The sequence below is a fragment of the Nocardia sp. NPDC004711 genome (assembly GCF_053601595.1).
The window spans coordinates 22,880-47,233 of record NZ_JBSGCB010000065.1 but is presented as its reverse complement, the minus strand read 5'-3'; the positions used below and the strand labels follow the sequence as shown (position 1 = coordinate 47,233).

The 24,354-nt window shown below is 66.9% G+C and carries 27 protein-coding genes; 16 read left to right on the top strand and 11 right to left on the bottom strand.

The window, feature by feature from the left end; translation table 11 throughout:
- The coding region (locus tag ACWEKS_RS41450; protein ID WP_452345191.1) for a hypothetical protein at positions 1–230 on the top strand (230 nt) is incomplete at its 5' end.
- A 49-nt stretch (positions 231–279) separates the two neighbouring features.
- Here the strand turns inward: ACWEKS_RS41450 and ACWEKS_RS41445 are convergent.
- The gene (locus ACWEKS_RS41445; protein ID WP_452345190.1) at positions 280–1,524 is read right to left on the bottom strand and encodes a PucR family transcriptional regulator; all 1,245 of its coding nucleotides are present in this window, start codon (positions 1,522–1,524) and stop codon (positions 280–282) included.
- 228 nt (positions 1,525–1,752) lie between these two features.
- Here ACWEKS_RS41445 and ACWEKS_RS41440 point away from each other — a divergent pair, with 228 nt between their 5' ends.
- The 4 genes from ACWEKS_RS41440 (at position 1,753) to ACWEKS_RS41425 (ending at position 5,352) form a co-directional block, all read left to right on the top strand.
- Positions 1,753–3,171 carry a DUF1254 domain-containing protein gene (locus ACWEKS_RS41440; protein WP_452345189.1) on the top strand — a complete coding sequence of 473 codons (1,419 nt, stop codon included), beginning with the start codon at positions 1,753–1,755 and terminating at the stop codon, positions 3,169–3,171.
- Between the two features lie 38 nt (positions 3,172–3,209).
- The gene (locus tag ACWEKS_RS41435) at positions 3,210–3,800 is read left to right on the top strand and encodes a hypothetical protein (RefSeq protein WP_452345188.1); all 591 of its coding nucleotides are present in this window, start codon (positions 3,210–3,212) and stop codon (positions 3,798–3,800) included.
- Between the two features lie 86 nt (positions 3,801–3,886).
- On the top strand, positions 3,887–4,585 hold the full coding sequence (locus tag ACWEKS_RS41430; RefSeq protein WP_452345187.1) for a hypothetical protein: 699 nt from the start codon (positions 3,887–3,889) through the stop codon (positions 4,583–4,585).
- Between the two features lie 8 nt (positions 4,586–4,593).
- The gene (locus ACWEKS_RS41425; RefSeq protein WP_452345186.1) at positions 4,594–5,352 is read left to right on the top strand and encodes a hypothetical protein; all 759 of its coding nucleotides are present in this window, start codon (positions 4,594–4,596) and stop codon (positions 5,350–5,352) included.
- Positions 5,353–5,416: 64 nt separating this feature from the next.
- Here ACWEKS_RS41425 and ACWEKS_RS41420 read toward each other — a convergent pair whose 3' ends face one another.
- Positions 5,417–5,905 (bottom strand): nuclear transport factor 2 family protein, encoded by a 489-nt coding sequence (locus ACWEKS_RS41420; RefSeq protein ID WP_354850854.1) that lies wholly within the window; start codon positions 5,903–5,905, stop codon positions 5,417–5,419.
- 56 nt (positions 5,906–5,961) lie between these two features.
- Between ACWEKS_RS41420 and ACWEKS_RS41415 the strand changes: the two genes are divergently transcribed.
- The gene (locus tag ACWEKS_RS41415) at positions 5,962–7,038 is read left to right on the top strand and encodes an NAD(P)H-dependent amine dehydrogenase family protein (protein ID WP_452345185.1); all 1,077 of its coding nucleotides are present in this window, start codon (positions 5,962–5,964) and stop codon (positions 7,036–7,038) included.
- Positions 7,035–7,526: a carboxymuconolactone decarboxylase family protein gene (locus ACWEKS_RS41410; protein ID WP_452345184.1), complete on the top strand. Its 492-nt coding sequence runs from the start codon at positions 7,035–7,037 to the stop codon at positions 7,524–7,526. Before ACWEKS_RS41415 ends, ACWEKS_RS41410 begins: the two co-directional genes overlap by 4 nt.
- A 57-nt stretch (positions 7,527–7,583) precedes the next feature.
- Here the strand turns inward: ACWEKS_RS41410 and ACWEKS_RS41405 are convergent, their stop codons facing one another.
- Positions 7,584–8,672 (bottom strand): alkaline phosphatase family protein, encoded by a 1,089-nt coding sequence (locus tag ACWEKS_RS41405; RefSeq protein ID WP_452345183.1) that lies wholly within the window; start codon positions 8,670–8,672, stop codon positions 7,584–7,586.
- Complete coding sequence (locus tag ACWEKS_RS41400; protein ID WP_452345182.1) at positions 8,672–9,946, bottom strand: alkaline phosphatase family protein; 1,275 nt, start codon at positions 9,944–9,946, stop codon at positions 8,672–8,674. The genes ACWEKS_RS41405 and ACWEKS_RS41400 overlap by 1 nt, the downstream gene beginning before the upstream one ends.
- Positions 9,947–10,164: 218 nt before the next feature.
- On the opposite strand from ACWEKS_RS41400, the gene ACWEKS_RS41395 reads away from it, so the two are divergent.
- The 3 genes from ACWEKS_RS41395 (at position 10,165) to ACWEKS_RS41385 (ending at position 12,853) form a co-directional block, all read left to right on the top strand.
- Positions 10,165–10,848, top strand: coding sequence for a PadR family transcriptional regulator (locus tag ACWEKS_RS41395; RefSeq protein WP_379384158.1), 684 nt, complete (start codon positions 10,165–10,167; stop codon positions 10,846–10,848).
- A gap of 164 nt (positions 10,849–11,012) precedes the next feature.
- On the top strand, positions 11,013–12,035 hold the full coding sequence (locus ACWEKS_RS41390) for an ABC transporter ATP-binding protein (RefSeq protein ID WP_452345181.1): 1,023 nt from the start codon (positions 11,013–11,015) through the stop codon (positions 12,033–12,035).
- Positions 12,032–12,853 (top strand): ABC transporter permease, encoded by an 822-nt coding sequence (locus ACWEKS_RS41385; protein ID WP_452345180.1) that lies wholly within the window; start codon positions 12,032–12,034, stop codon positions 12,851–12,853. The genes ACWEKS_RS41390 and ACWEKS_RS41385 overlap by 4 nt, the downstream gene beginning before the upstream one ends.
- A 164-nt stretch (positions 12,854–13,017) precedes the next feature.
- On the opposite strand, the gene ACWEKS_RS41380 is transcribed toward ACWEKS_RS41385, so the two are convergent.
- Complete coding sequence (locus ACWEKS_RS41380; protein WP_354850838.1) at positions 13,018–13,410, bottom strand: ankyrin repeat domain-containing protein; 393 nt, start codon at positions 13,408–13,410, stop codon at positions 13,018–13,020.
- 62 nt (positions 13,411–13,472) lie between these two features.
- On the bottom strand, positions 13,473–14,219 hold the full coding sequence (gene yaaA / locus ACWEKS_RS41375; RefSeq protein WP_452345179.1) for a peroxide stress protein YaaA: 747 nt from the start codon (positions 14,217–14,219) through the stop codon (positions 13,473–13,475).
- A gap of 58 nt (positions 14,220–14,277) precedes the next feature.
- Between yaaA and ACWEKS_RS41370 the strand changes: the two genes are divergently transcribed.
- Positions 14,278–16,026, top strand: coding sequence for a proline--tRNA ligase (locus ACWEKS_RS41370; RefSeq protein WP_452345178.1), 1,749 nt, complete (start codon positions 14,278–14,280; stop codon positions 16,024–16,026).
- 245 nt (positions 16,027–16,271) lie between these two features.
- On the opposite strand, the gene ACWEKS_RS41365 is transcribed toward ACWEKS_RS41370, so the two are convergent.
- On the bottom strand, positions 16,272–16,508 hold the full coding sequence (locus ACWEKS_RS41365) for a hypothetical protein (protein ID WP_452345177.1): 237 nt from the start codon (positions 16,506–16,508) through the stop codon (positions 16,272–16,274).
- Positions 16,509–16,825: 317 nt separating this feature from the next.
- Between ACWEKS_RS41365 and ACWEKS_RS41360 the strand changes: the two genes are divergently transcribed.
- Positions 16,826–17,731 (top strand): helix-turn-helix domain-containing protein, encoded by a 906-nt coding sequence (locus ACWEKS_RS41360; protein WP_452345176.1) that lies wholly within the window; start codon positions 16,826–16,828, stop codon positions 17,729–17,731.
- On the top strand, positions 17,728–17,919 hold the full coding sequence (locus ACWEKS_RS41355; protein ID WP_452345175.1) for a DUF397 domain-containing protein: 192 nt from the start codon (positions 17,728–17,730) through the stop codon (positions 17,917–17,919). The genes ACWEKS_RS41360 and ACWEKS_RS41355 overlap by 4 nt, the downstream gene beginning before the upstream one ends.
- Positions 17,920–18,208: 289 nt before the next feature.
- On the opposite strand, the gene ACWEKS_RS41350 is transcribed toward ACWEKS_RS41355, so the two are convergent.
- Positions 18,209–19,561 carry a threonine/serine ThrE exporter family protein gene (locus tag ACWEKS_RS41350; protein WP_452345174.1) on the bottom strand — a complete coding sequence of 451 codons (1,353 nt, stop codon included), beginning with the start codon at positions 19,559–19,561 and terminating at the stop codon, positions 18,209–18,211.
- A 117-nt stretch (positions 19,562–19,678) separates the two neighbouring features.
- A complete protein-coding gene (locus tag ACWEKS_RS41345; protein WP_452345173.1) occupies positions 19,679–20,914 on the bottom strand; it encodes an amidohydrolase family protein in 1,236 nt (411 codons plus the stop codon).
- 77 nt (positions 20,915–20,991) lie between these two features.
- Between ACWEKS_RS41345 and ACWEKS_RS41340 the strand changes: the two genes are divergently transcribed.
- Positions 20,992–21,291 carry an antibiotic biosynthesis monooxygenase gene (locus ACWEKS_RS41340; RefSeq protein ID WP_452345172.1) on the top strand — a complete coding sequence of 100 codons (300 nt, stop codon included), beginning with the start codon at positions 20,992–20,994 and terminating at the stop codon, positions 21,289–21,291.
- Between the two features lie 32 nt (positions 21,292–21,323).
- Positions 21,324–22,160, top strand: coding sequence for a MurR/RpiR family transcriptional regulator (locus tag ACWEKS_RS41335; protein WP_452345171.1), 837 nt, complete (start codon positions 21,324–21,326; stop codon positions 22,158–22,160).
- A 739-nt stretch (positions 22,161–22,899) separates the two neighbouring features.
- Here ACWEKS_RS41335 and ACWEKS_RS41330 read toward each other — a convergent pair.
- The gene (locus ACWEKS_RS41330) at positions 22,900–23,361 is read right to left on the bottom strand and encodes a nuclear transport factor 2 family protein (protein WP_452345170.1); all 462 of its coding nucleotides are present in this window, start codon (positions 23,359–23,361) and stop codon (positions 22,900–22,902) included.
- Positions 23,358–23,690 (bottom strand): putative quinol monooxygenase, encoded by a 333-nt coding sequence (locus ACWEKS_RS41325; protein ID WP_452345169.1) that lies wholly within the window; start codon positions 23,688–23,690, stop codon positions 23,358–23,360. Before ACWEKS_RS41325 ends, ACWEKS_RS41330 begins: the two co-directional genes overlap by 4 nt.
- Positions 23,691–23,795: 105 nt before the next feature.
- Here ACWEKS_RS41325 and ACWEKS_RS41320 point away from each other — a divergent pair, with 105 nt between their 5' ends.
- On the top strand, positions 23,796–24,002 hold the full coding sequence (locus tag ACWEKS_RS41320) for a LysR family transcriptional regulator (RefSeq protein ID WP_452345168.1): 207 nt from the start codon (positions 23,796–23,798) through the stop codon (positions 24,000–24,002).
- Positions 24,003–24,354: the final 352 nt, after the last annotated feature.

The following is a 24,354-nucleotide window of genomic DNA, read 5'->3' as shown; positions in this document are numbered from 1 at the left end:
ATCCTCGCGATCAACGAATCCAGTTCGGCCACAGCATGATCCAACACCACCCGACAGGTCTACCAGCAACGAATCACGCGAGTGCAGTTGCAGTATTAACCCGGGAATTGACCCACGCGTTCGCCCAAACATACTGGTGGACACTCGCTATCGGTGCCGTCGCGGTCGTCCCCGCGCTGATATTGCCGCGGCGACGCCGTCTCGTCATTGCCGATTCGCCGCCACAATAGACGGAGGCTACGCGCGATAGGTTGCTCTGGAGAGGGTCCGACCGCTACGTCATCGGATGCCGGTCCGGGGGATTTCGTCGTCGACGATCCCGATGGCATGTGCGAGGTGGAGTGCGAGCTCGAGGGCCAAGCGGCGCTCGCCAACCGGTCTGCCGATGGCGAGTTCCGCTTGTTCGAGGCGGTATCGGACGGTGTTGTGGTGGATGCCGAGATTTGCGGCAGTCGCACGAAAGTTGCTGTTGGCGGCGTAGAACGCCCTCAGGGTTTCGCGGATGCGCCGGGTCGTGCGGTCGTTGCTCGCCAATGTGCCGAGTTCGGAGCTGACGAACTCGTGGCATCGCTCCGGGACGATCGAGCACATGGCTGCGATGTCGACGTCGCGGTAGTTGGTGACCGTGGCGGTGGAAGGGGCGATCATCTCCGAGACACGCAGTGCGTCGAGGGCTTCTCTGTGGCTGTGGCGGAACCCGTTGAGACCGTTGGCCGGATTGCCTATTGCGACCAGGACCGGCACCGAGGGCGACGGGATGCGCAGGTGATCATCCGCAGGGCTCGGCAGCCAGCACCACATGGTGCGGATGTCGACACGAACGGTCAGCCCCGGTGTCCGGGTCGCCCGGCCCAGTTCCCGGACTGCCACGTCGAGCGACGCGCCCGCGTCCGCATCGTTGGTCAAGGCGCGCAACACGATTGCCGTGTGCCGTCCCGAAAGCCGGTATCCCAGTCGGTATGTCGCATTGTCGACGTCGGTGTCCGAGCCGGAGAGCACGCGGCGCACATCTTCGAGATGGGAGAGCGAGCGTTCACGTGCGAGCCGCTCGTCTTTGTTGCGGTACTCCTCCGATATCCGTTCGGTCATCAGATCGAGGCACGACAGGATGTACGAGGTGCCCGCTTTGGCGACCTCCACTGATCGGCGATCATTGGGCCCGTAGGCATAGACCGCATCCGACCACTGTTCGGTCATCAGGTTCGCACCGATGCGGTAGCCGCGGATCACCGCGGTCAACGGCAGCCCACGCTGCACCAGCATGCGAGTGCGTTCGATGACCTCCGCCGAGGGCATGAACATCTCCAGCGGCACGCCCCGGGCCAGATAGTCGAACGCGACCAGGGTGTTCGCCCGGCATGTCGCGAGCACGATGTCCTCGACGCCGGCCCGGCGAATTTCACCGACACGGTCCGCAATGAGGTGTGCGGCGTCTTCGGCGAGTGCGGGGCACCGGGGGAGCATTTCGCCGGCGACGGCTTGGACCGTCGCCTGGATCTCGTCGCCGCCCGGGAGTGTGTGCATGGCCAGATGGTGCCAAGAACTATCCAAATGGTCAATTATTCGAATCGACATTGACCATTTGACAGTGGTTGCCGTCACACCACGGTTGGTAGTTTCTTCACCGAAGCGGAATAAGGCCAGTTCACACCCATATTCGCGGTGAATTGGGGATCCGTTGAGCGGCGGAGGCATGTTGTGCGATCCGTACAAGGCCCGTCCGCTCTTGTTCGTGTCTATCCAGGAGGATCCTTGAGTTCCAGATCCCGTCGAGGCAAGGTCGCGGCGGCACTTGCCGCAGCGCTGATGCTCGCGGTCGCGCTGACGGCGTGTTCGAAGAGTTCATCGCCGAGCGAAGCCGCGAAGGAGGACGCGGCGGTCAACGCCTACGTCTACACCTATCCGCTGGTGACGATGGAGGTCACGCGCCGGCAGCTGACAAACCTGCCACGCCCGAACGGGCGCACCGCGGCACCGATGAACCAGTTCGCCAATATGGCGTTTCTGCCCGACGCATCGTTCACCGCCGTCGTGCGCCCGAATGTCGACACCCTGTATTCGTCGATGTTCTACGACGTGTCCAAGGAGCCGCTGGTGGTCAGCGTTCCGGACATGGGTGATCGCTACCACCTGTTCCCGATCCTGGACATGTGGACCAATGTGCAGGCGTCGCCGGGCACCCGCACTCTCGGCGCGGGCCATGGATATCAGTTCGCGATCACCGGCCCGAGCTGGCACGGCACCCTCCCGGCAGGGGTGCGCGAGTACAAGATGCCGACCGACGGCGGCTGGGTCATCGGCCGGATTCAGGTCAATGGACCCGATGACCTTCCCGCGGTCGCCGCGATCCAACGGCAGCTGACGGCCGTGCCTCTGAGTGCCTACGGCACCGCCTACACACCACCGGACAACACCGACCTGCACCCGGACTGGCCCACCGGTCAGGAGGTCGCCGCCTACATTCACCACCTCACCCCGCAGCAGTACTGGGACCTGTACTACTCGAGCCTGTCGCACAATCAGCCGCGGCCGGAGGACAAGGGCCTGCTCGACCGGTTGGCCGAAGCCGGGTGGACACCGGACAAGAAGCTGGACCTGAGCCAACTGCCGGAGCCCGACCGCGGAGCGTGGCAGGACGCGTGGCCGAAGGCGCTGTCGAAGATCGAGATCGATCTTGTCGGTAAACCGGTCAACGGCTGGAACGTCGCACGCACGGGGATGGGCACCTACGGGACCGATTACGAGCGGCGCTCCAATATCGCGCACGGCGGGCTCGGCGCGAACCTGCCCGAGGATGCGATCTACCCGAACACCCGCACCGATGCGACCGCCGCACAGCTGAACTCCGACCGGAACTACGTTCTGCATTTCCCCCCCGATCAGATTCCGCCGGTGCGCGCGTTCTGGTCGCTGACCATGTACAACGACAAGGGTTTCTTCATCGCCAACCCCATCAATCGGTACGCGGTACGTGGCGAGCAGCTGCACAAGAACCCCGACGGCTCGCTGGACCTCTACATCCAGCGCGAAAATCCCGGCGCGGCAAGGGAATCCAACTGGCTGCCGGCTCCGGTTTCGGGCGACTTCAACCTGGTACTGCGCTTGTACTGGCCCGACACGACGATCGTCGACGGCACCTGGAACCCACCCGGAATCACGGCCACGCACTGACAATCCGCCCCGCGTTGACAGAAAGAGAAGGAACCATCGTGAACCGATTCGACATCACCATGACCAACATCGCCGTGCGGCGCTTGATCGAGACCACGGACAACCCGCGGCACCGATACCTGCTGCAGGCCTACGACCGGCATCGCAATCTGGAGATGGCCGGACGATGGAAGGACATCTTCACCCCGGACATGACTGTCGGGCATCCCGTCTACCACTTCAACGTTTTCGGAATCAACACCGTCCTCGATGGCGCCGAGGCGGTGCAGGCCGTCTACAGCGAGTGGAGCGGTACCGGCCAGTGCATCTTCTATGCCGAGGACGAGAAGCTTGCGGTGGGCGACAACATGATCTGCTCGACCGCGGCGATCTACCAGCAGACACCCGGTGCGATCCTCGCTGCGGGCGGAGCCGATGTCGACCCGGACGCGACCTATCTCGTCAAGAACGTAGAGCACATGATCTGGCCCTACGACGACCAGGGCCGGCTGGTCGGCGAGGACGTGTGGGAGATCGACGAATCCCAGCGCGAGATCATCGCGCTGGATCCCGTGGAGGTCCTCACTGTCGAGCGTTCGGGGGAGCTGCTCGCTCCGCTCATCAAGCCGCTGCCGCCCCGCCCCTTCTGATCCATCGGACTTCCGGCGCATCGAACCCGGTGGTCGCCCGGAAGCCGAGCACACGTGACAACTTGCTTTGCGATGAGGAACTCGCCATGAAATTTCACACCCTGGCGCTGACAGCGTTTTCCGCTGCCGCGAGCGTCGCCGTCAGCGCCGCGACCGCAGCGGCAGCGCCGGACACGACCGCTCCGGTCATCTCCTATCACGCTGCCGCGGTGGGAGATTCGGTGGTCGTAACGCTACAGGACGGCACTTTCGGGCTCGCCGCCGATCAACGGTCGGTGACTGTGCGCGATGGGCTCGGACAGGCGCTCGACGCCCTGCCGCTGGCCGCCGAAGTCGACGGCCGACAGCTACCGATCCGGCCGGAGATCTCGGTCGACGCGCGCACTCTGACCCTGGTCCCGGATGTCACCGGGCTGGTCCGGGCATCGGTGCGGCCGGTGGCCTCGCCGGTCGAGAACCAGTTGGCGATGAACGATCTCATCAACGCGGTCAGCATCAGCACCTCGGTCGGCAGTCTGATCGGCACCGCCGTCGGGGCAGTGGCCGGCGTCGGGATCGGGCTCGCGGTCGCGGGTGCGTCGTGTCTGGTGCTCAGCCTCGGCTGTGTCGTGGCGGTGCTGCCCATCGTCACAGTGGCCGGTGCGGTCGGGGGACTGACCGGGCTGGTGCTCGCGGGCGGGCCCAGTGCCGCCGTCGCCGCCTACAACTACGTCACCACCCTCAACGCGGCACCGGGCAGCAGCCAGTACGGCCAGTACGCGACCGGCGCGAATTACGGAGGGTGAAGAACCAGATGCGAATCAGCACAACAGTATTCGCCACCGCCTTCGCATCGCTCGCGGTGGTCGCCGTGAGCGTGGCGGCGGTTCCGGCGGCCGCGGGAACCGGCACAGATCCGCAGTGGCGGGCGAGCGTCACCCCCGAATCCGTGATCTCGACCATCGAGGTCGGCGGCTTCGTACTGTCATCGGACCAGCGGTCGGTGACGGTCCAGGACGGCACCGGCCGGCAGTTGGCCGATCTGCCACTGACATTCGAGCTCGACGGTCGCGAATACGCCCTCGGCCAACAGATCTCGGCGGACGGACACCGGCTGACACTCACCCCCGATCCAGCGGTCCGGGCCGCGGCCCAGCCGGTGGCTTCCCCGTTGGAGAACCAACTCGCGCTCGGCGAGCTGGCCGGGAAGATGACGACGGCCACGCTGGCCGGAACCGTTGGCGGCACTGTTATCGGCCTGCTGGTCGGGGCGGTGATCGGCTTCGGTTCCTGCCTGGTGGTCGGCCCCGTCTGCCTGGCCACCGCGCCCGCCGCGCTCGCGGCCTTCGCGGGTGCAGGCGGTCTGGCCGGGACCCTGCTGGTAGGTGGCGGCACGCTCGCGGGCGGCCTGTGGAAGTACCTCAGCACCCTGCAGGCGGCGCCGGGTGAGAGCGCCTACGCCGAGCAGGGCGGCCTGCTCGACCCGAACGGCACCGGCGTTCCGGACGCGAATCTCCGGCTGCCGAAGATCGCCCTGCCGAGCGGCTCCTCGAGCCTGTCGGCCGGACACTGATCGCCTCCGGCAGACGATGCCCCGGCTCGGGACGATGCCGCGCGCTCGCCCGGCGCGGACTACGTCAGCCCTGCTGGGGCTCGGCGGCCGGGGCCCAGCGGTTGGCGGTGAGGGCGTAGCCGGGCAGCGCGTCGGTGGACATCTTGGATTCGTAGATGCGCTGGTAGCCGGTGCTCGCGATGCGCCAGACGCCGTCCTCGCGGCGGTAGGTGTCGTGGTAGTAGGCCGCTCCGCGGATCAGCAGGCCGTAGTCCGCGGCGATCACGGTGTCCTCCAGACACCAACTGCCGGAAGCGGTATCGCCGTCGACCGTGATTTCCGGATGGTTGGCGACGTGCACGGTGATGATGTTCCCGCTGAGCGCGCCGCGCATGAAATCCACGATCTGGTCGCGGCTGGTGAACTGGGCCGGCAGTCCGCCCGACGGCGATCCGTAGGACCCGACGATGTCCGCGCAGAGCGTGTCCCCGAACTCGTCCCACTGCTTCAGATCCAGCGTGCGCAGGTAGCGATACTTGAGTGCGCGAATCGATTCGAGAGCTGCAAAATCCATACCGCAATGTAGCCGAATCGGACATCTACCTAGCAAGCATTTGCTACGTTTCGGGCATGATTTCCACCCTGGTCTGGGGTACGGGCAATGTCGGCCGTGCCGCCATCCGGGCCGTCGCGGCACATCCGGGTCTGGAGCTGACCGGCGTTCTGGTCCACAACCCGGCCAAGGTCGGCCGCGACGCCGGTGACCTGGCCGGGCTGGACACCGCGGTGGGGGTCGCGGCGACCGCCGATGTCGACGCCGCGCTCGCGGCCGGACCCCGCGCCATCGTCTACGCCGCGTCCGGCGACATCCGTCCCGACGATGCCCTCGCCGACATCGAACGCGCCCTGCGCACCGGGGCCGTGGTGGTCACGCCCGCGCTCTACGCGCTCTACGACCACCGCAGCGCCCCGATCGAACTGCAGGACCGGGTATCTGCGGCCATCGCGGAGGGCGGCGGCGCCCTGTTCGTCTCCGGCATCGACCCCGGCTGGGGCAACGACGTCCTGCCGCTGCTCATGAGCGGCCTCGGCAGCAGCGTGGATGTGCTGCGGTGCCAGGAGATCTTCGACTACTCCACCTACGACCAGCCCGACTCGGTGCGCTACCTGGTCGGCATGGGCCAGCCCCTGGATTATCAGCCGCCCATGCTCGCGCCCACCATCCCGACCATGGTCTGGGGCGGGCAGATTCGGATGATCGCGCGCGGACTGGGCGTGGCGCTCACCGACATTCGCGAGGTAGTCGAGCGGCGCGCGCTGGACGAGACCGTCGAGACCGAGCGCATGGGCAAATTCGAGGCGGGCACCCAGGGCGCGGTGCGCTTCGAGGTGCAGGGCATCGTCGACGGCAGCCCGCGCATCGTCATCGAGCACATCACCCGCATCCACGCCAGCTGCGCCCCCGACTGGCCGCACCCGCCCAGCGGCGCCGGTGCGCACCGCGTGCTCATCGAGGGCCGCCCGCGCATCGAGATCACCGTGCAGGCCACCGACGAGGACGGCAATCACTCCGCGGGCGGAAACGCCACCGCCGTCGGCAGATTGGTGAACGCCATCCCGTGGCTGGCCGACGCCGAGCCCGGCCTCTACGACGCCCTCGACGTCCCGCTGCCGTTCGGCACTCTCGGAAGGAACCCATCGGCATGATCATCGACATTCCCGCGGGCAAGGACCCCATCGGCTACGTGTGGGGCGAAATGGTGCCCGGCATCGGCGTGGCGGCCTCCAACTTCTCCCTCGCCGTCTACTCGCACAGCACCCTGGGCCTGCGCGAATTCGAGGCCGCGCGGTTGCGCATCGCCCAGATCAACGGCTGCCTGTTCTGCTTGGACTGGCGCACCGATCGCAATGGCGAGAAGGTCGAGGAGTCCTTCGCCGACGACGTGACCCAGTGGCGCACCACCGAATCCTTCGACGACCGCACCCGGATGGCCGCCGAGTACGCCGAGCGCTACGCCCTCGACCACCACAACCTCGACGACGAGTTCTTCGAGCGGATGAAGACGCTCTACTCCGACGCCGAGATCGTCGAATTGTCCATGTGTCTCGGCTCCTGGCTGGCCTTCGGCCGCCTCAACCACGTGCTCGGCCTCGATGCGGTCTGCGTGCTGCCGGGACATACCGCGCAGCAGTAGCGCAACGGCCGGGGTGCTGCCCGCCCCTGCTCGGCAGCACCCCGGCCGGCGGCCGCGTCAGTTCCTCCGGTTGAACACGTCGGTTCCGAAGCGCGGCAGACCCGGTGCGGCGGCATAGCCCAGATACGGCAGGCCGAATCGATCCTCGATGCTCGCCAGCAGCGAATAGTGGTTGTACGGCGTGTCACTGAAGGTGCCCGGCGTCACCGACTTGGGTGAGATGACCAGGGCGCCGACCCGGCCGCCGCCCAGGCCGGCGATACCCGGCAGAGGACTGTTCGGGCCGGGGCCCTCGCCACAGCACGCCGAGGAATCCTGTTGCGGCCCATCGGATTCGTCGAAGGTGATGATCAGTATCCCGTTCTGCTGGAAGGCCGGGGCCGAGCTGATCACCGGAACCCATTCGCGCAGCCAGAGATCCGCCGACACCAGCCCGCCCGGGGCGCCCGTGACACAGGGGGAGTCGTGCCCGTCGTCGCACAGATTCGGGGTGATGTAGGCGAAGTTCGGCGTCGTATCCGCCTGTGCCAGATCACTCTTCAGCGCACCGAGATCGACCACCTGCTGCTGGCAGGCGGGCGAGTCGATGATCTGGTGGAAGTAGACGAACGGGTTGTGCCGGGCCGCGTACTGGCTCGCGACGGTCGCCTTCTGGGTGGTGTCCTGGCTGTTCAGGGCGGGATGGCGGCAGGGCGTGCCCATATCCTCCATATAGCCCTTCCAGCTGCGGCCGGCCCCCGTCAGCTGCCCGGCGAGCGTCGGCACCGACGCGGGGTACACGCAGCCCTGACCGACCGCCTGGCCGGGCGGAACCGTTCCGGCGCCCGCGAAGTCGCTGTAGATCTGGCAGTCGGCCTGCGTCTCGGCATTCGGTCCCTGACCGGACAGCTGGGCGATGTAGTTGTCCAGACTGTTGTGCCCGATGCCGTAGTACTGGCTCAGCAGCACCCCCTCCGACCGCAGGGTCTGGCTCAGATACGGTGCGGCCGACGCCGGTCCCCAGGTCTCGTCGTACCCCTTGTTCTCCAGCTGGATCACGAAGATGTGCGGCGCGCCGGGATCCGCGGTCGCATGCGGGCCGTAGCCGACGGCCAGCGCGGCGATCGTGAACACCAGCACCACGATGAGTTGGCCGAGCCGGCGCATCACAGACTCCATCCCGTCGATGCGGCCACGGCGCGCAGGGTATTCCACTGCTCGAAGTCGGCGACCACGGCCGGGGCGCACACCCCCGGCGGCGCGGGCGGCACATTCCATTGCGGCACAGCGAGATTCGGGGCGCTGCCGAAGTCGAGCACCTCGGCGATATTGCGGGCGGCGGCGTCGCGCGGGGTGAGGGACGGGAGCCCCCATCGCCATTCGATCGCCTTGAGCACCGAGGTGTGGTCGTAGACCTCGTGGGCCACGTGCCCGCGCCGCGCCAGCGGGGAGATCACCAGGCACGGCACCCGGAATCCGCGCAGCCCCCAGTCCGGGCTGGCATCCGGCGCGACCTGCGGCGGCACGTGGTCGAAGAAGCCGCCCCATTCGTCGTAGTTGATGATCAGCAGGGTGCGCGACCAGGCGGGGCTGTTGGTGACGGCCTGATAGACCTGGTTCAGGAACGCCTGTCCGGCACGGATATCGGCGTGCGGATGATCGTCGGCCGAGGTGCCGGTGTCCTCGTCGAGGAACTTGGGATCGACGAAGGAGACCGCGGGCAGCGTCCCGGCCGCGCAATCGGACAGGAAGGTCGCGAACGGGCGCGAGATGGACAGGTACTTGCTGCCCCACAGCGCCAGGAACGGTGTGTCGTAGAAGTAGTAGCGGCCCTGAATACCGGCCGCCGCCAGGCGATCCCAGATGGTCGGCAGGGTCGAAATGGTCGTCGAATTGTGAATGCGGTCCGTTTGCGCGGCATGCTGATAGAAGCGATTCGGATAGGTTTCGGCCATGATCGCCGAGAAGTAGTTGTCGCACACGGTCCACGTCGGCGCGGCATTTCCGTAGAAGCCGAGATCGCCCTGCTCGTAATAGCCGATCGAGAATTCGTCGTTGGTTCCGGCGCGCAGCCAGCCGTCGCACTTGCCGTCGTTGTACTCGACGCGGCCGCCCTCGAAGGAGTGGTCGGGATCGTTGTATTGGCAGCCCTGCGTGGTCGCCAGGTGGAAGGTGTTGTGTGCCAATCCATTACGGTCGGTGAAGGTCAACCCGGCCTGCCTGCCGTTCGCTCCGGGCAGCCAGCCCAGGTAGTGGTCGAACGAGCGATTCTCCATCATCACCACGACGATGTGGTCGATCCCGGAATCCGCGGGCGCGGGCAGCGGGGCGGCGGAGGCACGTGGGGCCGTCGATCCGAGGGCCGCGCCGACCGCGAGGGCTCCCGCTCCGGCGAGGACCGTTCGGCGGGTGGTAGTGGTACTTCGAAGAAAATCCGTCACGGGTTATGCATCGCGCGGGGGATTACCGGCGAGTAACCGGTGAGGCGAAATTGAATGAGAAATAGATGAACGCGTCAACTATTGGACGTGCGACCAATTTAGCACGGCATGTCCGGCATTTCCTGCTCGCCCCGCATTTCGTCCTTGCTGGGCCGTCGGCAGGGGAGTACTCTGGCCAGAGTAAGCAAATACTCTGACCAGAGTAGCCGGGGGTGAGTATGGCCGGGAAGCGGGCGTTCCGCCGGGTCAATCCGCTGGCGCTGGCCGTACTCGTGCAGCTCTGGGAGCGGCCGATGCACCCGTATCAGATCTCGCAGACCCTCAAGCAGCGCGGCAAGGACGGCAGCGTGCGGATCAATTACGGCGCGTTGTACCCGGTGGTCGAATCACTGCTGAACCAGGGTTTCATCGAGGTCGTCGGCGCTGAACAGGACGGCAACCGGCCCGCGCGGACCGTGTACCGCATCACCCCCGACGGCGTCGTCGAGATGCGGGACTGGTTGCGCGCCTGGATATCCGAACCCGAGAAGGAATACCCGCGGTTCATGGCCGCGCTGTCGTTCCTGCCCGCGCTCGGACCCGACGAGGCCGCGGCCCTGCTGCGGCGGCGAGTCACGGTGCTGGACAAGCAGATTGCCGAGATCCGCGCCGCCACCGACGCCGTCGTCTCCTGGCTGCCCGAGGTGCTGCTCATCGAGGGCAACTACGAGATGCACATGCTCACCGCCGACCGCGACTTCACCGCCGCCCTGGCCGCCCGCATCGAGTCCGATGACCTGGGCGGCATCGAAGGCTGGCGCACCATGGCCGACCTGGTCGCCCGATACCCCGCCGGCCGGGTGCCCCCGGACATCGGCGACAAGCTGCTCGAGGAATGGGGGTTGCCGACACCGCCGACCTGAGCCGGGCAATCGGCCCGGCAACAACGACGGCCCGGGTGCGCCAACACCCGAGCCGTCGCCGAATCCGAACGACCGACGGCAAACCGCCGGATGCTCGAACCGCATTTCCAGCATATCCACCGGTCCCGTGGTCGTTCCCCACACCTGACGAGGAACGAACAGCCATGTCCGTCACACCCATGCCCTCGGCCGCGGTCGAGGTGCACGACCTGGTCAAAACCTATCCCGGCGGCCGCCGCAAGCCCGATGTACGGGCCCTCGACGGCCTGAGCTTCGGCATTGCCGCCGGCACCGTCTACGGCATGCTCGGCCCCAACGGGGCGGGCAAGTCCACCACCACCAAGATCTGCACCACCCTGTCGCGGGCCGATTCCGGGACCGCGCGGGTGGCCGGATTCGATGTCACCACCGACGCGGCCGCCATCCGGCATCGCATCGGCTACGTCTCACAGGGCTCGGGCGCCGACCCGCGCCAGACGCCCTTCGAGAATCTGGTCATGGCCGCGCGTCTGCACGGCCTGACCCGCCACGACGCGGTGACCCGGGCCGACGGCCTGCTCGATCAATTCCAGCTCACCGAGGCGCGAAACCGCAAGGTGTCCAAGCTCTCCGGTGGCATGCGGCGCAAGCTCGACGTCGCCGTCGGACTGGTGCACACGCCGTCGGTGCTGTTCCTGGACGAGCCGACCACCGGCCTGGACCCGCAGGCCCGGGCCGAGATGTGGTCGGAGATCCGGCGATTGTCCACCGAGGCGGCCCTCACCGTGGTGCTCACCACCCACTATCTGGAGGAGGCCGATGAGCTGGCCGATCGCCTGGTCATCATCGATCACGGGCGCGCGGTGATCGAAGGCACACCGGCGCAACTGAAGTCGACCCTCGACGGCGACACCCTCACCGTCGAACTCATCGCACCGGATGTGGCCGCCGTGCGCGCGGTCGGGGAATCCATTCCGGCACTGCGGGATATCGTCGTCGAGCAGGACGGGCCCAACGGCAGGCTCATCGCCCGCACCGACGACCCCTCCGGCATCGTCGGCCGGGTCATCTCCGAATTCGACGCCGCCGCCATCGGTTTCGGCGCGGTCTCCATCTCCAGGCCTTCACTCGACGATGTGTACCTGCACTATGCGGGCCGCTCCTACCGGGCCGACAACAACCGCGACCGGGCGGAGGTGGCGGCATGACCACGCTCACCTACGACCTGCCCCTCACCCGCGAAAACCACACGGCCACTTGGCCGGTGGCGGCCGGGCAGATCTTCCGGCGCTGGATGGTGAACACCCTGCGGGAATCCTGGGGCGTGTTCGCGGCGCTGCTGCAGCCGATCGTGTGGATCCTGCTGTTCGGGCAGGTCTTCAAATCCGTCGGCGACATCCCGGGATTCGGGGCGGCCAACTACATCACCTTCCTGGCGCCCGGCGTGCTCATGATGACCGTGCTCTACTCGGGCGTCTGGGCGGGCACCGGATACATCGAGGACATCGACAACGGCGTGATGAATCAGGTGCTCACCGCACCGATCTCGCGCAGCGCGGTGGTGGCCGGCCAGCTCGGCGTGCAGCTCACCATCGGCCTGGTCCAGTCCGCGCTGGTCCTGCTCATCGGATTCGCCGGCGGCGCACGCTATCCCGGCGGCGTGACCGGCATCGCGCTGGCGCTGATCGCGGCCACCCTGCTGGCGGCCGTCTTCTGCGCGGGCTCGGTGGCCCTGGCCCTGATCTCCCGCAGCCAGATCGCCCTGATCGGCATGTCCCAGCTCATCATCCTGCCCCTGACCTTCCTGTCCTCGGGCATGATGGCCACCTCCCTCATGCCGGGCTGGGTCCAGGGCATCTCCAAGTTCAACCCGGTGACCTGGGCGGTAGACATCGGCCGTACCGGCCTCGCGGGCACCGCCGATGCGGGCTTCGTCGCCGCCCACCTCGGCTACCTGACCGCCCTGGCAGCGCTCGCCTTCCGCTGGGCGCTGTCGGCCTTCCGCACCTACCAGCGGACGCAGTAACCGGCCGGACACGCGAAAAGTCCGGCCTGCGTGGCGATCTCGTCCGCAGGCCGGACCTAGTGCCTCTCAGGAGGTTCGGGGCCGAAGCCTCTGAGAGCTACGAGAGCCTCTCAGGGGGTTCGGGGGCGAAACCCTCGAGAGTTACGAGAGTTGGCCGGCTCACCCTACTTGTCGAACAGCGCCAGATACTTGGTCTGCCCGAACATCTCGGCCGCGTCGCGCGCGGACGGGCTGCCCGCGTTCGGATCGGCCCCGGCCGCGAGCAGGGCGTGGACGATCTCGTCCGAGCCCTTGAACACCGCGCCCGAGAGCGGGGTCTGGCCCTTGTCGTTGCCGAAGTTGGGGTCCGCCTTGCGTTCCAGCAGGGCGTTCACCGCCTCCGGGTGTGAATAGTAGGCGGCCAGCATGAGCAGCGTGTCGCCATTGTCGTTGGTCAGGTTCACGGGCACCCCGGCGTCGAGGTACGCGCCCAGGGTGGCGGCATCGCCGCTGCGGGCCAGATCGAAGATCTTGCTCGCCAGTTCGAGCACTTCCGGATCCAGGTCTTTGGGTTCCACCAGGCCACTCTAGCCAGCGGGACCGCCGCGGCCGAGCCAAGTTCCCTACGGGATCGGTGTGCTCAGGAGGTGATGATGAGCAGCTCGGTCGGCGAGGCGACCTCGGTGCGCAGTCCGGACTTCTCGGCCACCCGGGCCAGCCCATCGATATCCGACGGCTCCGACCGCGACAGCACCAGCGCCCGCGCCAGCAGTCCCTTGTGGTGTTTGTTGAAGTGGCTCACCACGGTTCGCTTCCCGTCCGGACGCTCGGTCAGCACCGTCGCGGTGACCGCTCCCGGAACCCGGCCCAGATTCTGGTAGGTGCCCGACCGCAGATCCACCACCAGGTGCCCGGCCGCCTCCGCGCGCAGCGCCGCCGGCAGCACCGCCTTCCACAGCGACTGCAACGTCGGCAGACCCGGCAGCTTCGACCCGCCCGAAAGCCGGTAGGCCGGAATCGGATCGCCCGCGCGGATCACCCCGAACAGCGCCGAGCCGATGCCCAGGCGGGCCTCGGCCTTGGCGCGCTGGGCCTTGGTGAACCGGGCCGCGTCGAGTGCGTCGTACAGCACACCTGTGTATCGGTCCAGGGCCGGGCGGGTGGCGGAGGTGCGCAGCGCGGCATTGCGCGCGATCTCCGCGTCAGCCCCCTTACCCAGTGCCAGCGCGGCACGCGCGGCATCGGGATCGGCGGCCAGCGCGATCAACTCGGTGACGAGTTTGTCGCGCACCGCTGTGAGCTGCGGCATCGCGAGGGAATCCAGGTCCAGAGGACCGCCCGAACCACCGTCGGACTTGGTTTCTGAGGGAGGCAGCAGCACCAGCACGAGCCAACACGGTAATGCCTTGTGAACTGTGCGCGAGCAGCGGCTACTGTGTTGAGCCGTGATCACCCGTCTCTCCCACCTGTTCCTGCGCACCCTGCGCGACGACCCCGCCGACGCCGAGGTACCCAGCCACAAGCTGCTGGTGCGTGCCGGTTACGTGCGTCGCATCGCGCCAGGCGTCTACTCGTGGCTGCCGCTCGGCCTGCGCACGCTGCGCAAGGTCGAGGATGTCGTCCGGTCGGAGATGAACGCCATCGGGGCCCAGGAGATCTCGCTGCCGGCGCTGCTGCCGCGCGAACCGTACGAAACCACCAACCGCTGGACCGAGTACGGCGACGGCCTGTTCCGGCTCAAGGACCGCAAGGGCCAGGACTACCTGCTCGGCCCCACCCACGAGGAGCTGTTCGCCCTCACCGTGAAGGGCGAGTACAGCTCCTACAAGGATCTGCCGGTCACGCTGTACCAGATCCAGACCAAGTACCGCGACGAAGGCCGCCCGCGCGCGGGCATCCTGCGCGGGCGCGAGTTCATCATGAAGGACTCGTACTCCTTCGACCTCGACGAGGACGGGCTGAAGAACAGCTACAACGCCCACCGCGAGGCCTACCAGAAGATCTTCGACCGCCTCGGCGTCAAGTACGTCATCGTGGCCGCCACCTCCGGCGCCATGGGCGGCTCGGCGTCGGAGGAGTTCCTGGCCGACAGCCCCGTCGGCGAGGACACCTACGTCATCTGCCGCGAATCCGGTTACGCCGCAAACGTGGAGGCCGTGATCACCACCGCGCCCCCGGCGATCCCGCTCGAGGGCCAGTCCGACGCCGTCGTCCACGACACCCCCAACACGCCGACCATCGCGACGCTGGTCGACTGGGCCAACACCGCCAACGTGCTGGGCCGCGAGGCGACCGCCGCCGACACCCTCAAGAACGTCATGGTCAAGCTGCGCTACCCCGACGGCAAGACCGAGATCCTCGGCGTCGGCATCCCCGGCGACCGTGAGGTCGACGACAAGCGCCTCGGGGCGTCCGTCGAGCCGGCCGAGGTGGAATTGCTCGACGAGACCGACTTCAAGGCCAACCCGTTCCTGGTGAAGGGCTACATCGGCCCGAAGGCGCTGCAGGCCAACGGCGTCCGCTACCTTGTCGACCCGCGCGTGGTCTCCGGCACCGCCTGGATCACCGGCGCCGACGAGCAGGGCAAGCACTACGTCGGCCTGGTCTCCGGACGCGACTTCACCCCCGACGGCACCATCGAGGCCGCCGAGGTTCGCGACGGCGATCCCTCGCCCGACGGCCGCGGTGTCCTGGAGGCTGCCCGCGGCATCGAGATCGGCCACATCTTCCAGCTCGGCCAGAAGTACACCGACGCCTTCGCGGTCGACGTGCTGGGCGAGAACGGCAAGCCGGTCCGTCTCACCATGGGCTCCTACGGCGTCGGCGTGTCCCGCATGGTCGCCGTGCTCGCCGAGCAGATGCACGACGACAAGGGCCTGCGCTGGCCTCGCGAGGTCGCCCCGTTCGACGTCCACGTCGTCATCGCGAACAAGGACGAGGGCGCCCGCGCCGGCGCCGAACAGGTTGCCGCCGAACTCGATTCCCTCGGCTTCGAGGTCCTGCTCGACGACCGCACCGCCTCCCCGGGCGTGAAGTTCAAGGATGCCGAGCTCCTCGGCATGCCCTACATCGTGGTCGTCGGTCGCGGCTGGGCCGAGGGCAAGATCGAACTCCGCGACCGCTTCGCCGGCACCGCCGAGGAACTCCCGGCCGAGACCGCCGTGGCCTCGGTCGCGGCCAAGATCCGCGGCTGACATCGCTGTCGCGAAACTGTAAGTGGCGCATCACCGTCCGGTGATGCGCCACTTTTTTTCACCGAGCCTGGCCGGCGTCCGCTCGCCAGATGTTCCAGCCGAGACCAGGCCCGCGAACCATCTCCTGGACGGCGCGCTCATAGGACCTTTTCGCCGCACAGTCGTCCACGCACGCCCGATGCCGATCGAGTCCGCTCTTCGCCTCGGCGAGCGTGGCGGGCCGCCGATAGGGTGCCCGATGCCGATTACGGATCACACGTGCCACAACCCGGCTCCATTCGACTCGCCGGAAACCGAATGACCTTCGCGGACTCGATCTTTTCCGCGTCGGTCTTGATGATCTGCCGCGCCGCCATCTTTCGCTCACACATCGCGGTGAGGCAATCCTGATGCAACACAAGCGATTCCATTGCCTCGGTTGACGTCATCGCCGGTTCCCCGTCCCTGACGTCGCAGCCTTCCAGCCGTTCGTACATATCCACGACCCATCCACCTCCCGACGCCCGCCATTTCCCTTTCGCCCACGCCGATGTCGGCCACGATCTCTTTTTCCGTACCGACCGGAATTTCTATTATCCCCGGCGAGGCACGCAATGAAGACCATTGCCTCAGCCAGTGTCAAGAGCATCAAAGCCCAAGCATCCCAAGGCATTATGGCTCCTAGTTCTCGCTGGACGCTTTCTGTGCACACCTAGTCTTGCGCGTTTGGAACGCGCACAATAGCCATGTCGCGAAGACTTGTGGAAGCTCAATTTGTGCAGGCCCAAAAGGTGCCAACCCGAATAGCGAGGCTAACGAAATGAACGGAGCTACGGTCTCCCGCAGGGCATTCGGCAGATTCCTTCGTCGGATTCGTGAAGGGGCTGGAAAGACCGCATTGGCGGCGGGTCTGGAGATCGAAGTGTCGCGGCAGACCTTGCTGCGGATGGAGGACGGCCTAGCGACCAAGATCGCCACATCCCAGCTCAGAGACCTTCTGGCGTTCTACGGCGCGACGGAAGAGATTCAGGCGGAGGCTCTCTCGCTCTGGGACGAGGTCAGGGAACAGGCGAAGGCGGCGCAGCTGCAGGGCAATTCGAAGGGGTTCTGGCGACCGTATGCCGACCAGTACGAGGCCCACTTTCCGCACTACCTGCGGCTCGAGACATCGGCGCGACGGATAACGGCGCACCAAATGATCCTGGTGCCAGGACTTCTGCAAACATCCGACTACCGCAGGGGGGTGATCCGGATCGACGGACCGGACCTGTCGGCTGTCGATCTGGAACGTCGAATCGAGCTCACCGCTCGGCGTCAAGCCAGGATCGACGAGGACGAATTCCAGCTCAATGTCCTACTGTCGGAGGCGGTTCTACGCCATCGGCCCGCTGGCGCGCCTGCCATGTCGGCGCAGTTGAGCTGGTTGGCTGAGGTGGGGCAACGCCCGAACATCAGCATACGGGTCGTCACGTTCGAGTCCGGCGCACATCGAGGACTGACTGCGCAATCGTTCACGATGCTCGAATTTCCGAAGCTGCAGAACGGTTTTGTGGATCCTCCGGTCGTCTACGTAGAGGGTGCTCACGGCTTGGGTGGGGTCTATCACGAGCGCGACGATGTGGTCCGCAACTATGACAGGACCATTTTGGCCCTTCGAGAGGTAGCGTTGACTGAGCACGAGACCAGGGACCTGGTGATGCGGTACGCGAAGGAGTATGCGGCGTGAGGGGACCAGCAGTCGGCGCGTGGTACAAGTCGAGCAGATCGGAGCATGGGTCGGCCTGCGTCGAGGTTCGGCACGACTCAACTGTCACGCTGGTCCGCGACACGAAGGACAACGGCCGGGGTCCGATCCTGGCGTTCCCCGCCGACGTGTGGACGAATTTCATCGACAGCGGTATCTGGCAGCGCTGACGAACTGACCGCACGGCGAAAGCCCTGGCTGGGTGCGCGATTCAGTCGGCGGCTTTCGTCCGGCGCGGATCCGAGGCCAACGCGCTCAAATCACTTCGGTGTCATGAACACGCCGAGATGCCGAGGTCCGGTCGACCGGTGCATTCCCGCCCGATCCAGTGCTGAACAGCAGTTTCCGGGCTGTTGCAAAATGCGCCGGGTCGGCGATTGTGACGTCACGTCGGGAGGCAAATGACCTGCGGCCCTGCATGATCGGTCGACAGCGGTCCACGTAGACATGTGACTCAGGTCACGGCTGAAATCCGCGCCTAATTTGCAACAGCCCGTGTCCCGCCAATTTCTCAGTCGTAGTGCGCGTTCGGACCGGTTCGGCTGGTCGCTCGAGAGTGCCGGTGGCAGAGTCGGGGCGGCCGACGATCTGCAGGCCCATGTCGGTGCCCACTGCCAGCGTGAGGCCGAGGGCGATTGCCAGGGCCAATTGTGGTCCGCCGCTTGCGAAACGCCCCTCGCTGAGAGCGAGCAGCCCGAGATAGAGCGAGCGGCCGGGGAGCAGGGGAGCGAGGGCGGGCACCAGTAGCAGCAGGGTGCTGCTGCCCAGCACGCGGGCTCCGAGTCCGCTGAAGATCCCGATCAGTATCGCCGCCACGGCCGTCGCGGCCACGGGGGCCAGGTGCGCGACGACGAGGAGATGGTAGGTCGTGAAGCACGCCAGACCGGTGGTCGTGGCCGCTGCTATCGCCCGCGGAGGAACCTCGTGAATGACAGCGAAGGCTGCGGTCAGCGCCCCGGCTGTCAGCACGAGTGCCCAGCCGGCAGCGGGAGCCCGGCTGAAGATGGTGTCCTGCACGGTCGGTCCGGCCCCGGCCAGGCGGCCGATGTACAGGGTCGCGGTCACCCCGCAGACGATGGCGGTCAGCAGGAAGAATGCCTCGAGCAGGCGTGCGCCGGCGGTCAGGAAGTAGCCGGCCAAGCCGTCGTTGATCGCCAGCACGAGCGAGCGGCCGGGGAATTGCGCGAAGAGCGCGCCGGTGATCATGGCGCCCGCGTGAGACGGGTCGGTCACCGTGCTCGCGGCGACACCGATTCCGGCTGCCGCTACGGCCGCGGCGCCGAGCTGGTAGAACGGCGCAGCCCCGGTCCGGGCTACGGCGGCCGCGGCGCGCTCGCCGACCAGACCTCCGCCGAGCGCGCCGAGGAGCACCCACCAGCCGCCGCCCACCATGACCGCCGCGAAAGCCGAGACCAGCGCGGTCGCTACGGACAGCACCCACTGCCGGTATGGGCCGGGCGCGTACTCGATCGCGGCCAGCTGCTCCGCTGCCGCGTGCGGTGGCAGACCGTCGACAATGCGCGCGGTGAGACGCTCGACGGCATCCACCCGGGTGTAGTGCGAGCCGCGATCCAGCACCGATCGATCCGCCGCCAGCGGCGCCATGTCCACCGATGGCTGGTACGACAGGCTGATCATGGAGAAGGTGACGTTCGGGACGCTGCCGTTCAAGCGGTATGCGCTGGTGACCGCGCGCATCGCGGCCTCGACTTCCCTGCAACTCGCCCCACCGCCCAACAGTGCGGTCCCGATGCGCAGCGCCAAGTCGAGTACCCGCGGAGGAGAGGGGGCTGCGGCACGGGGTTGCCACATCCGCCCCCTCCGCACGCGCACCGCCACCCGCGGCAAGGACCGCGCGGCTTTCGAATCTGCACCGCGCAGCCGCTCTCTCTTCCGGGTGTTCACGGTTCTACCGGCTTGTGCGACAACTCAAATCACGGTCCCGGCCTTGATGACATGGCGCAGGGTCTGCTCAGGCCGGGTGAGCACGCGGATATCGTCGAGCGGATCGCCGTCGACGACGAGCAGGTCGGCGTGGGCTCCGACGTCGAGGGTGCCGATGTCGCCTTCCATGCGCAGCAGCCGGGCAGCGGTGGTGGTGGCCGCGCGGAGAATGTCGGCCGCCGGCTGAATTTCGGCGCGCAGGGCGAATTCCTGCAGCTGTGCGCTGTGCAGCGGGCCGAGCAGATCGGTGCCGAAGACCAGGTTGACCCCTGCGGTGTGGGCCCGTTCGAGCGCGGACATGGCCGCTGCGTGGACATCGGCGATCTTCTTGTACGACTGTTCGGGCATTCCGGCCGCCTTGCCGAACTGGGCCATCTGGTCGTAGGTCACCAGCGTGGGGACCAGGAAGGCGTCGTGTTCGAGCAGCAGGCTGATGGTTTCGTCGTCGATCAGGTTTCCGTGTTCCACGCAGCGGACGCCCGCCCGCAGCGCCCGGTTGACGCTGCGCGGGTGGTAAGCGTGCGCGGTGGCATAGCGATTGTGTTGCTCGGCCTCGATGACTGCCGCACGGATCTCCTCTTCGGTGTACTGGACCGCCGATACCTCGTCGTGCGGTGAGGCGACGCCGCCGCTGACCAGTATCTTCAGATGCGAAGCGCCCTTGCGGAATTCGTCACGCGCGGCGGCGCGCACCTCGTCGGCACCGTCGGCGATGCGGGCGAAGGCGGGACGACTCTGGCAACAGGGCATCGCGTCGTCACCCAGTGGGCGGATGTCCCCATGCCCACCCGTTTGTGACAGGGCCTTCCCGCCGTAGATCAAACGCGGACCCGCAGCGAGCCCTTCCTCGATGGCCCGGGCCATCCCGTAATCGGCGCCGCCGACGTCGCGGACGGTGGTGAATCCGCGTCGGAGCATGCGCTCGGCTTCCTTCAAGGCCCGGACAGTGGCGTACCCGGGGGTCCAGCCGGCCGCTTCCTTCGGGTCGAAGGTGGTCAACAGCAGATGCACGTGTGCGTCGATCAGACCCGGCAGCACTGTCGCCCCGGCGACATCGAGCACCGGCTCGTCCTCGGACGCCGTCGGCGGGCGCCCGGTGCCATGGCCCGCGATGCGCCCGTCGGCGACCTCCAGCCATGAAACATCGCTCAGCTCACCGTCTTCGGGATGCAGCAGATGAGCGTTCGTGATCAACAGGCGATCGGGATTGGGGGCACTCATGCTCGGTTTCCTTCCGGTAATAGCCAAGTTGAATGCAACAATAGATGCACAGAATGGATGTGTGCAATGATTGTTCCATGAAGTTCACCTCACTGTCGCTACGCACCTCGCCCGGCCGTCGTGACGAGCTGGTCGAGCGCTATCGCTCGCTGGGCATCCTCGAAGCCTCGGGCGCCCTCGCGGCGCAGGTTCTGATTCCCACGGACGAGCCGGGCGCGATCGTCGTCACCGCCCTGTGGGCCGACGCCGATGCCTGTGCGGCCTGGCAGAATTCACCCCAGCGCCAGGAGTTCGCCCTGGCCTTGATGCCCTTCTTCGACTCTGCCGATGCCATCAGCACCCGCGGCTTCCACGTCGCTCATCACACGGCGCAGTGACGAGGGCACCTACCCCCACGAGGAGACGACACGTGAGCATCGAGGCATGGCTGGCAGCGCAAACCGCACGTGACACGCTCGGTCCCCAAGCCGAACGCGTTGCGCAGGTGCTCGTCCGGGCGCCGCACTTCGCCAGCTACTCCTCGGCCCGCGAGATCGCCGAACGAGCCGGCGTCAATGTCTCCACCGTGGTCCGCACCGCGCAGCAACTCGGCTTCGAAGGCTGGCCTCAGCTCCGCGAGGAACTCCGGGCCCTCTACCTCGCCTCCGTCTCCTCCGGTGACATCTCCCTCGGCCCCGCGGCCGCCGACCCCGCAGCCCAGATGCTGCGGCTGGACGCGAACAACGTTGTCGCACTTGCCACCTCCGACAATCTCGCCGCCATCCGTGCCACCGCCCGGGCCATCAAGGCGGCCCGCCGCACACTCATCATCAGCTCCGGCAGCGGAGCCGGGCCGGCCCACATCCTCGGCTACCTCGGTGCCATCGCCGGGCACGACATCCGGCTTTCCCTCGGCTCCTCCACCACGCAGGCCGTCGACGTCGCTCGCCTCGAAAAGGGCGACTGCCTCATCACCATCAACATCTGGCGTCTGACCCGAACCCTGCGCGGCCTGACCCGGCTCGCCCGCGACCGTGGCGCCACCGTCAGCGTTCTCACCGACCTTCGCACCTCGCCCCTCGCCGGGGATGCCGACCACCTCATCCTCACCCCCATCGAGGCCACCCATGCCGGACCATCCCTCACCGGCGTGGTCGCCGCAATCCAGGCCGTTCTCAGCGAACTCGCCGACGACGACGCGATCCGCGCCTCGGGCCAGATCCAGCAAATGTGGCAAGACCTCGATCTCATGGACGACCAACCCTGAACCCGCCCATGGCATCTGGATCCGCCGACGAGCACGCACCCGGTCCTCGCCTCGGTGCCGGAGATGGCCATTTTCCGCTGTTGATCACCTGAGTAAAATTCGGTTGAGGGCGATCGCACATGGGGGCATCTCATGGACGGTGTCCCCGGACATGCGCAGACCGGGCTACTCGGATTTGCCCGCCGAAGCGGCTTTCACAGCGACACCATCGACCGCGCCGCCACCCCGGATGGTCACGACGGCGTAGTCGTTACTCGAACGAGACGTGCGAGGTGACGAAATCGATCAGGCGCAGCAGCCGGTTCACCGAGTCCGGGAAAGGCAATGATGATGACCAACGAGACTTACCGAAGTACCACACGTCGGCTGTTCACCGCGTTCGTGCTGGCGGGGGTGGCAATGGCAGTTCCCGCGACGGCGGCGGTTCCGGCCCTCGCCGCGCCGAGTGCAGCGCCCGGCGTGGTGCAGGTCGATCGGACCTGGGGCTGGATTGGTAATGCCGCCGAGCCGGTTCCGCCTCCGCCTGTCCCGCCCCACGGCTGCGACACCGAAAACTGCGGGGAGAGCGGTGGGGGCGACAACACCTGCACCGACCCCAGCCAGACCGGGGACGGCTGCAGCGACCACGGCGAGACCGGTGGGACCGGAGGTGGACCATCGGCCGCCGAAGCCCGCGGAATCCACTCCACCATGGCCACGTCCCAAGAGATCGAGAGGTAGCGTCGGCGTCAGCAGCCGCTCAATCGTGCACCCGAACAGACTGCCTTGCAGCCAGTGCGAGCCGTTCGGGTAGTGGTGCGAGCGTGTAGTTCTGCCAGACGTAGCTGTCCATTTGATGCTGGTCACCAGAGAGGTTCACCACCCGGTCGACCTTGCCGTCGATATTGAAGTGCCACACCAGCGCCCAGATGGTATCCACTTTGCCCGCGCCGGCGGTGGAGTAGCCGCGGTGGATGTCCACGACGTATTCGTCGTTGGCCTCCAGGAAGAAGGTCTCCGCCTTCATACCTGCCTTGGACAGCTGATCGAAGAAGGCGACGACCTCGTCGATGCCGTGTTTGGTGCCGGACAGGGCGTGACGGCCGGGAATGGTCCAGGCGATGTTCTCGGTGAGAACGGCGCGCATGCCGTCCAGGTCATAGCGGGCGTAAGCGTCGAAGAAGGCGGCGATGGCGGCGACTTTCGAATCCCGGTCGTTCACAGTGCACCTTCCTGGTTGCGGGACAACGGGATTCGGGTCAGGTCGGTCGTGGTTTCGAGGATCACGTGCGAGTCCTCGGTCAGCCACTCCGGGAGTAGGACGGTGAAGGCCACGACGTCCGCAAGCGCCATATGGGTGTCGACTGCCGCCTGGTCGGCGTAGCGCTCCCGGATGAGATAACGGCCAGGCTGGGCCGGATCGCGCCAGAAGCCGTAAACGAGCACACCGGGTTCGGTGGTCGCGGCCTTGGCGAGGGTGGTGATCGCGGACTCGAAAGCGGCGGTGTGCGCGGGCGCGATGTCCAGCACCGCGGTCAGCTGGATTGTCATATGTGCAGGTTAGGGTCACGCGCACGGTCGAGCGAAAGATCGATTCGGGATAGAGTCAGAACGGATCGTTATCAATCGGCAGGGGGACGCATAGCTCCGGGCGCGGTGAGCCTGCGGTATTTTCTGGTACTCGCGCAGGAATTGCATTTCACGCGAGCGGCCGACCGGATCGGCATCGCCCAGCCGGCGCTCAGCGGCCGCACACGCCGGTTGGAGGCGGAACTCGGGACGGCGCTGTTGCTGAGGAGCACTCGTCGTGACGAATTGACCACGGCCGGTACGGCATTGGCGCAGGAGGCGCCCGCCGCGTGAGATCGACACGGCCGCAGCATATCCCGTCCGAATCCACGATCGCGCCGCCAATCCGGCCGTCCACGACCAACTGAAGGCGCTGCTACGCACCGGCGGCCGAGAACCTCGATTCCACACGCCGGCACTCTCATTCGACATCGCCCAGCGAGACCTGCACGACCGAGTCACGTTGTCGCTCGCCGGTGAGGCAGCCCTGTCAACCCAGGTAGCCGGCCTCACCTGGCGCGCCCTACGCGGCGCACCCGCCCTGACGGTCTATCCGGTGCTTCCACGCGAGCAGTCACCCTTACACCGCCGCATCCGGTCCGCCGCCAAGGAACTCGCCCACGAACTCGGATGGCTCCGATAGAGC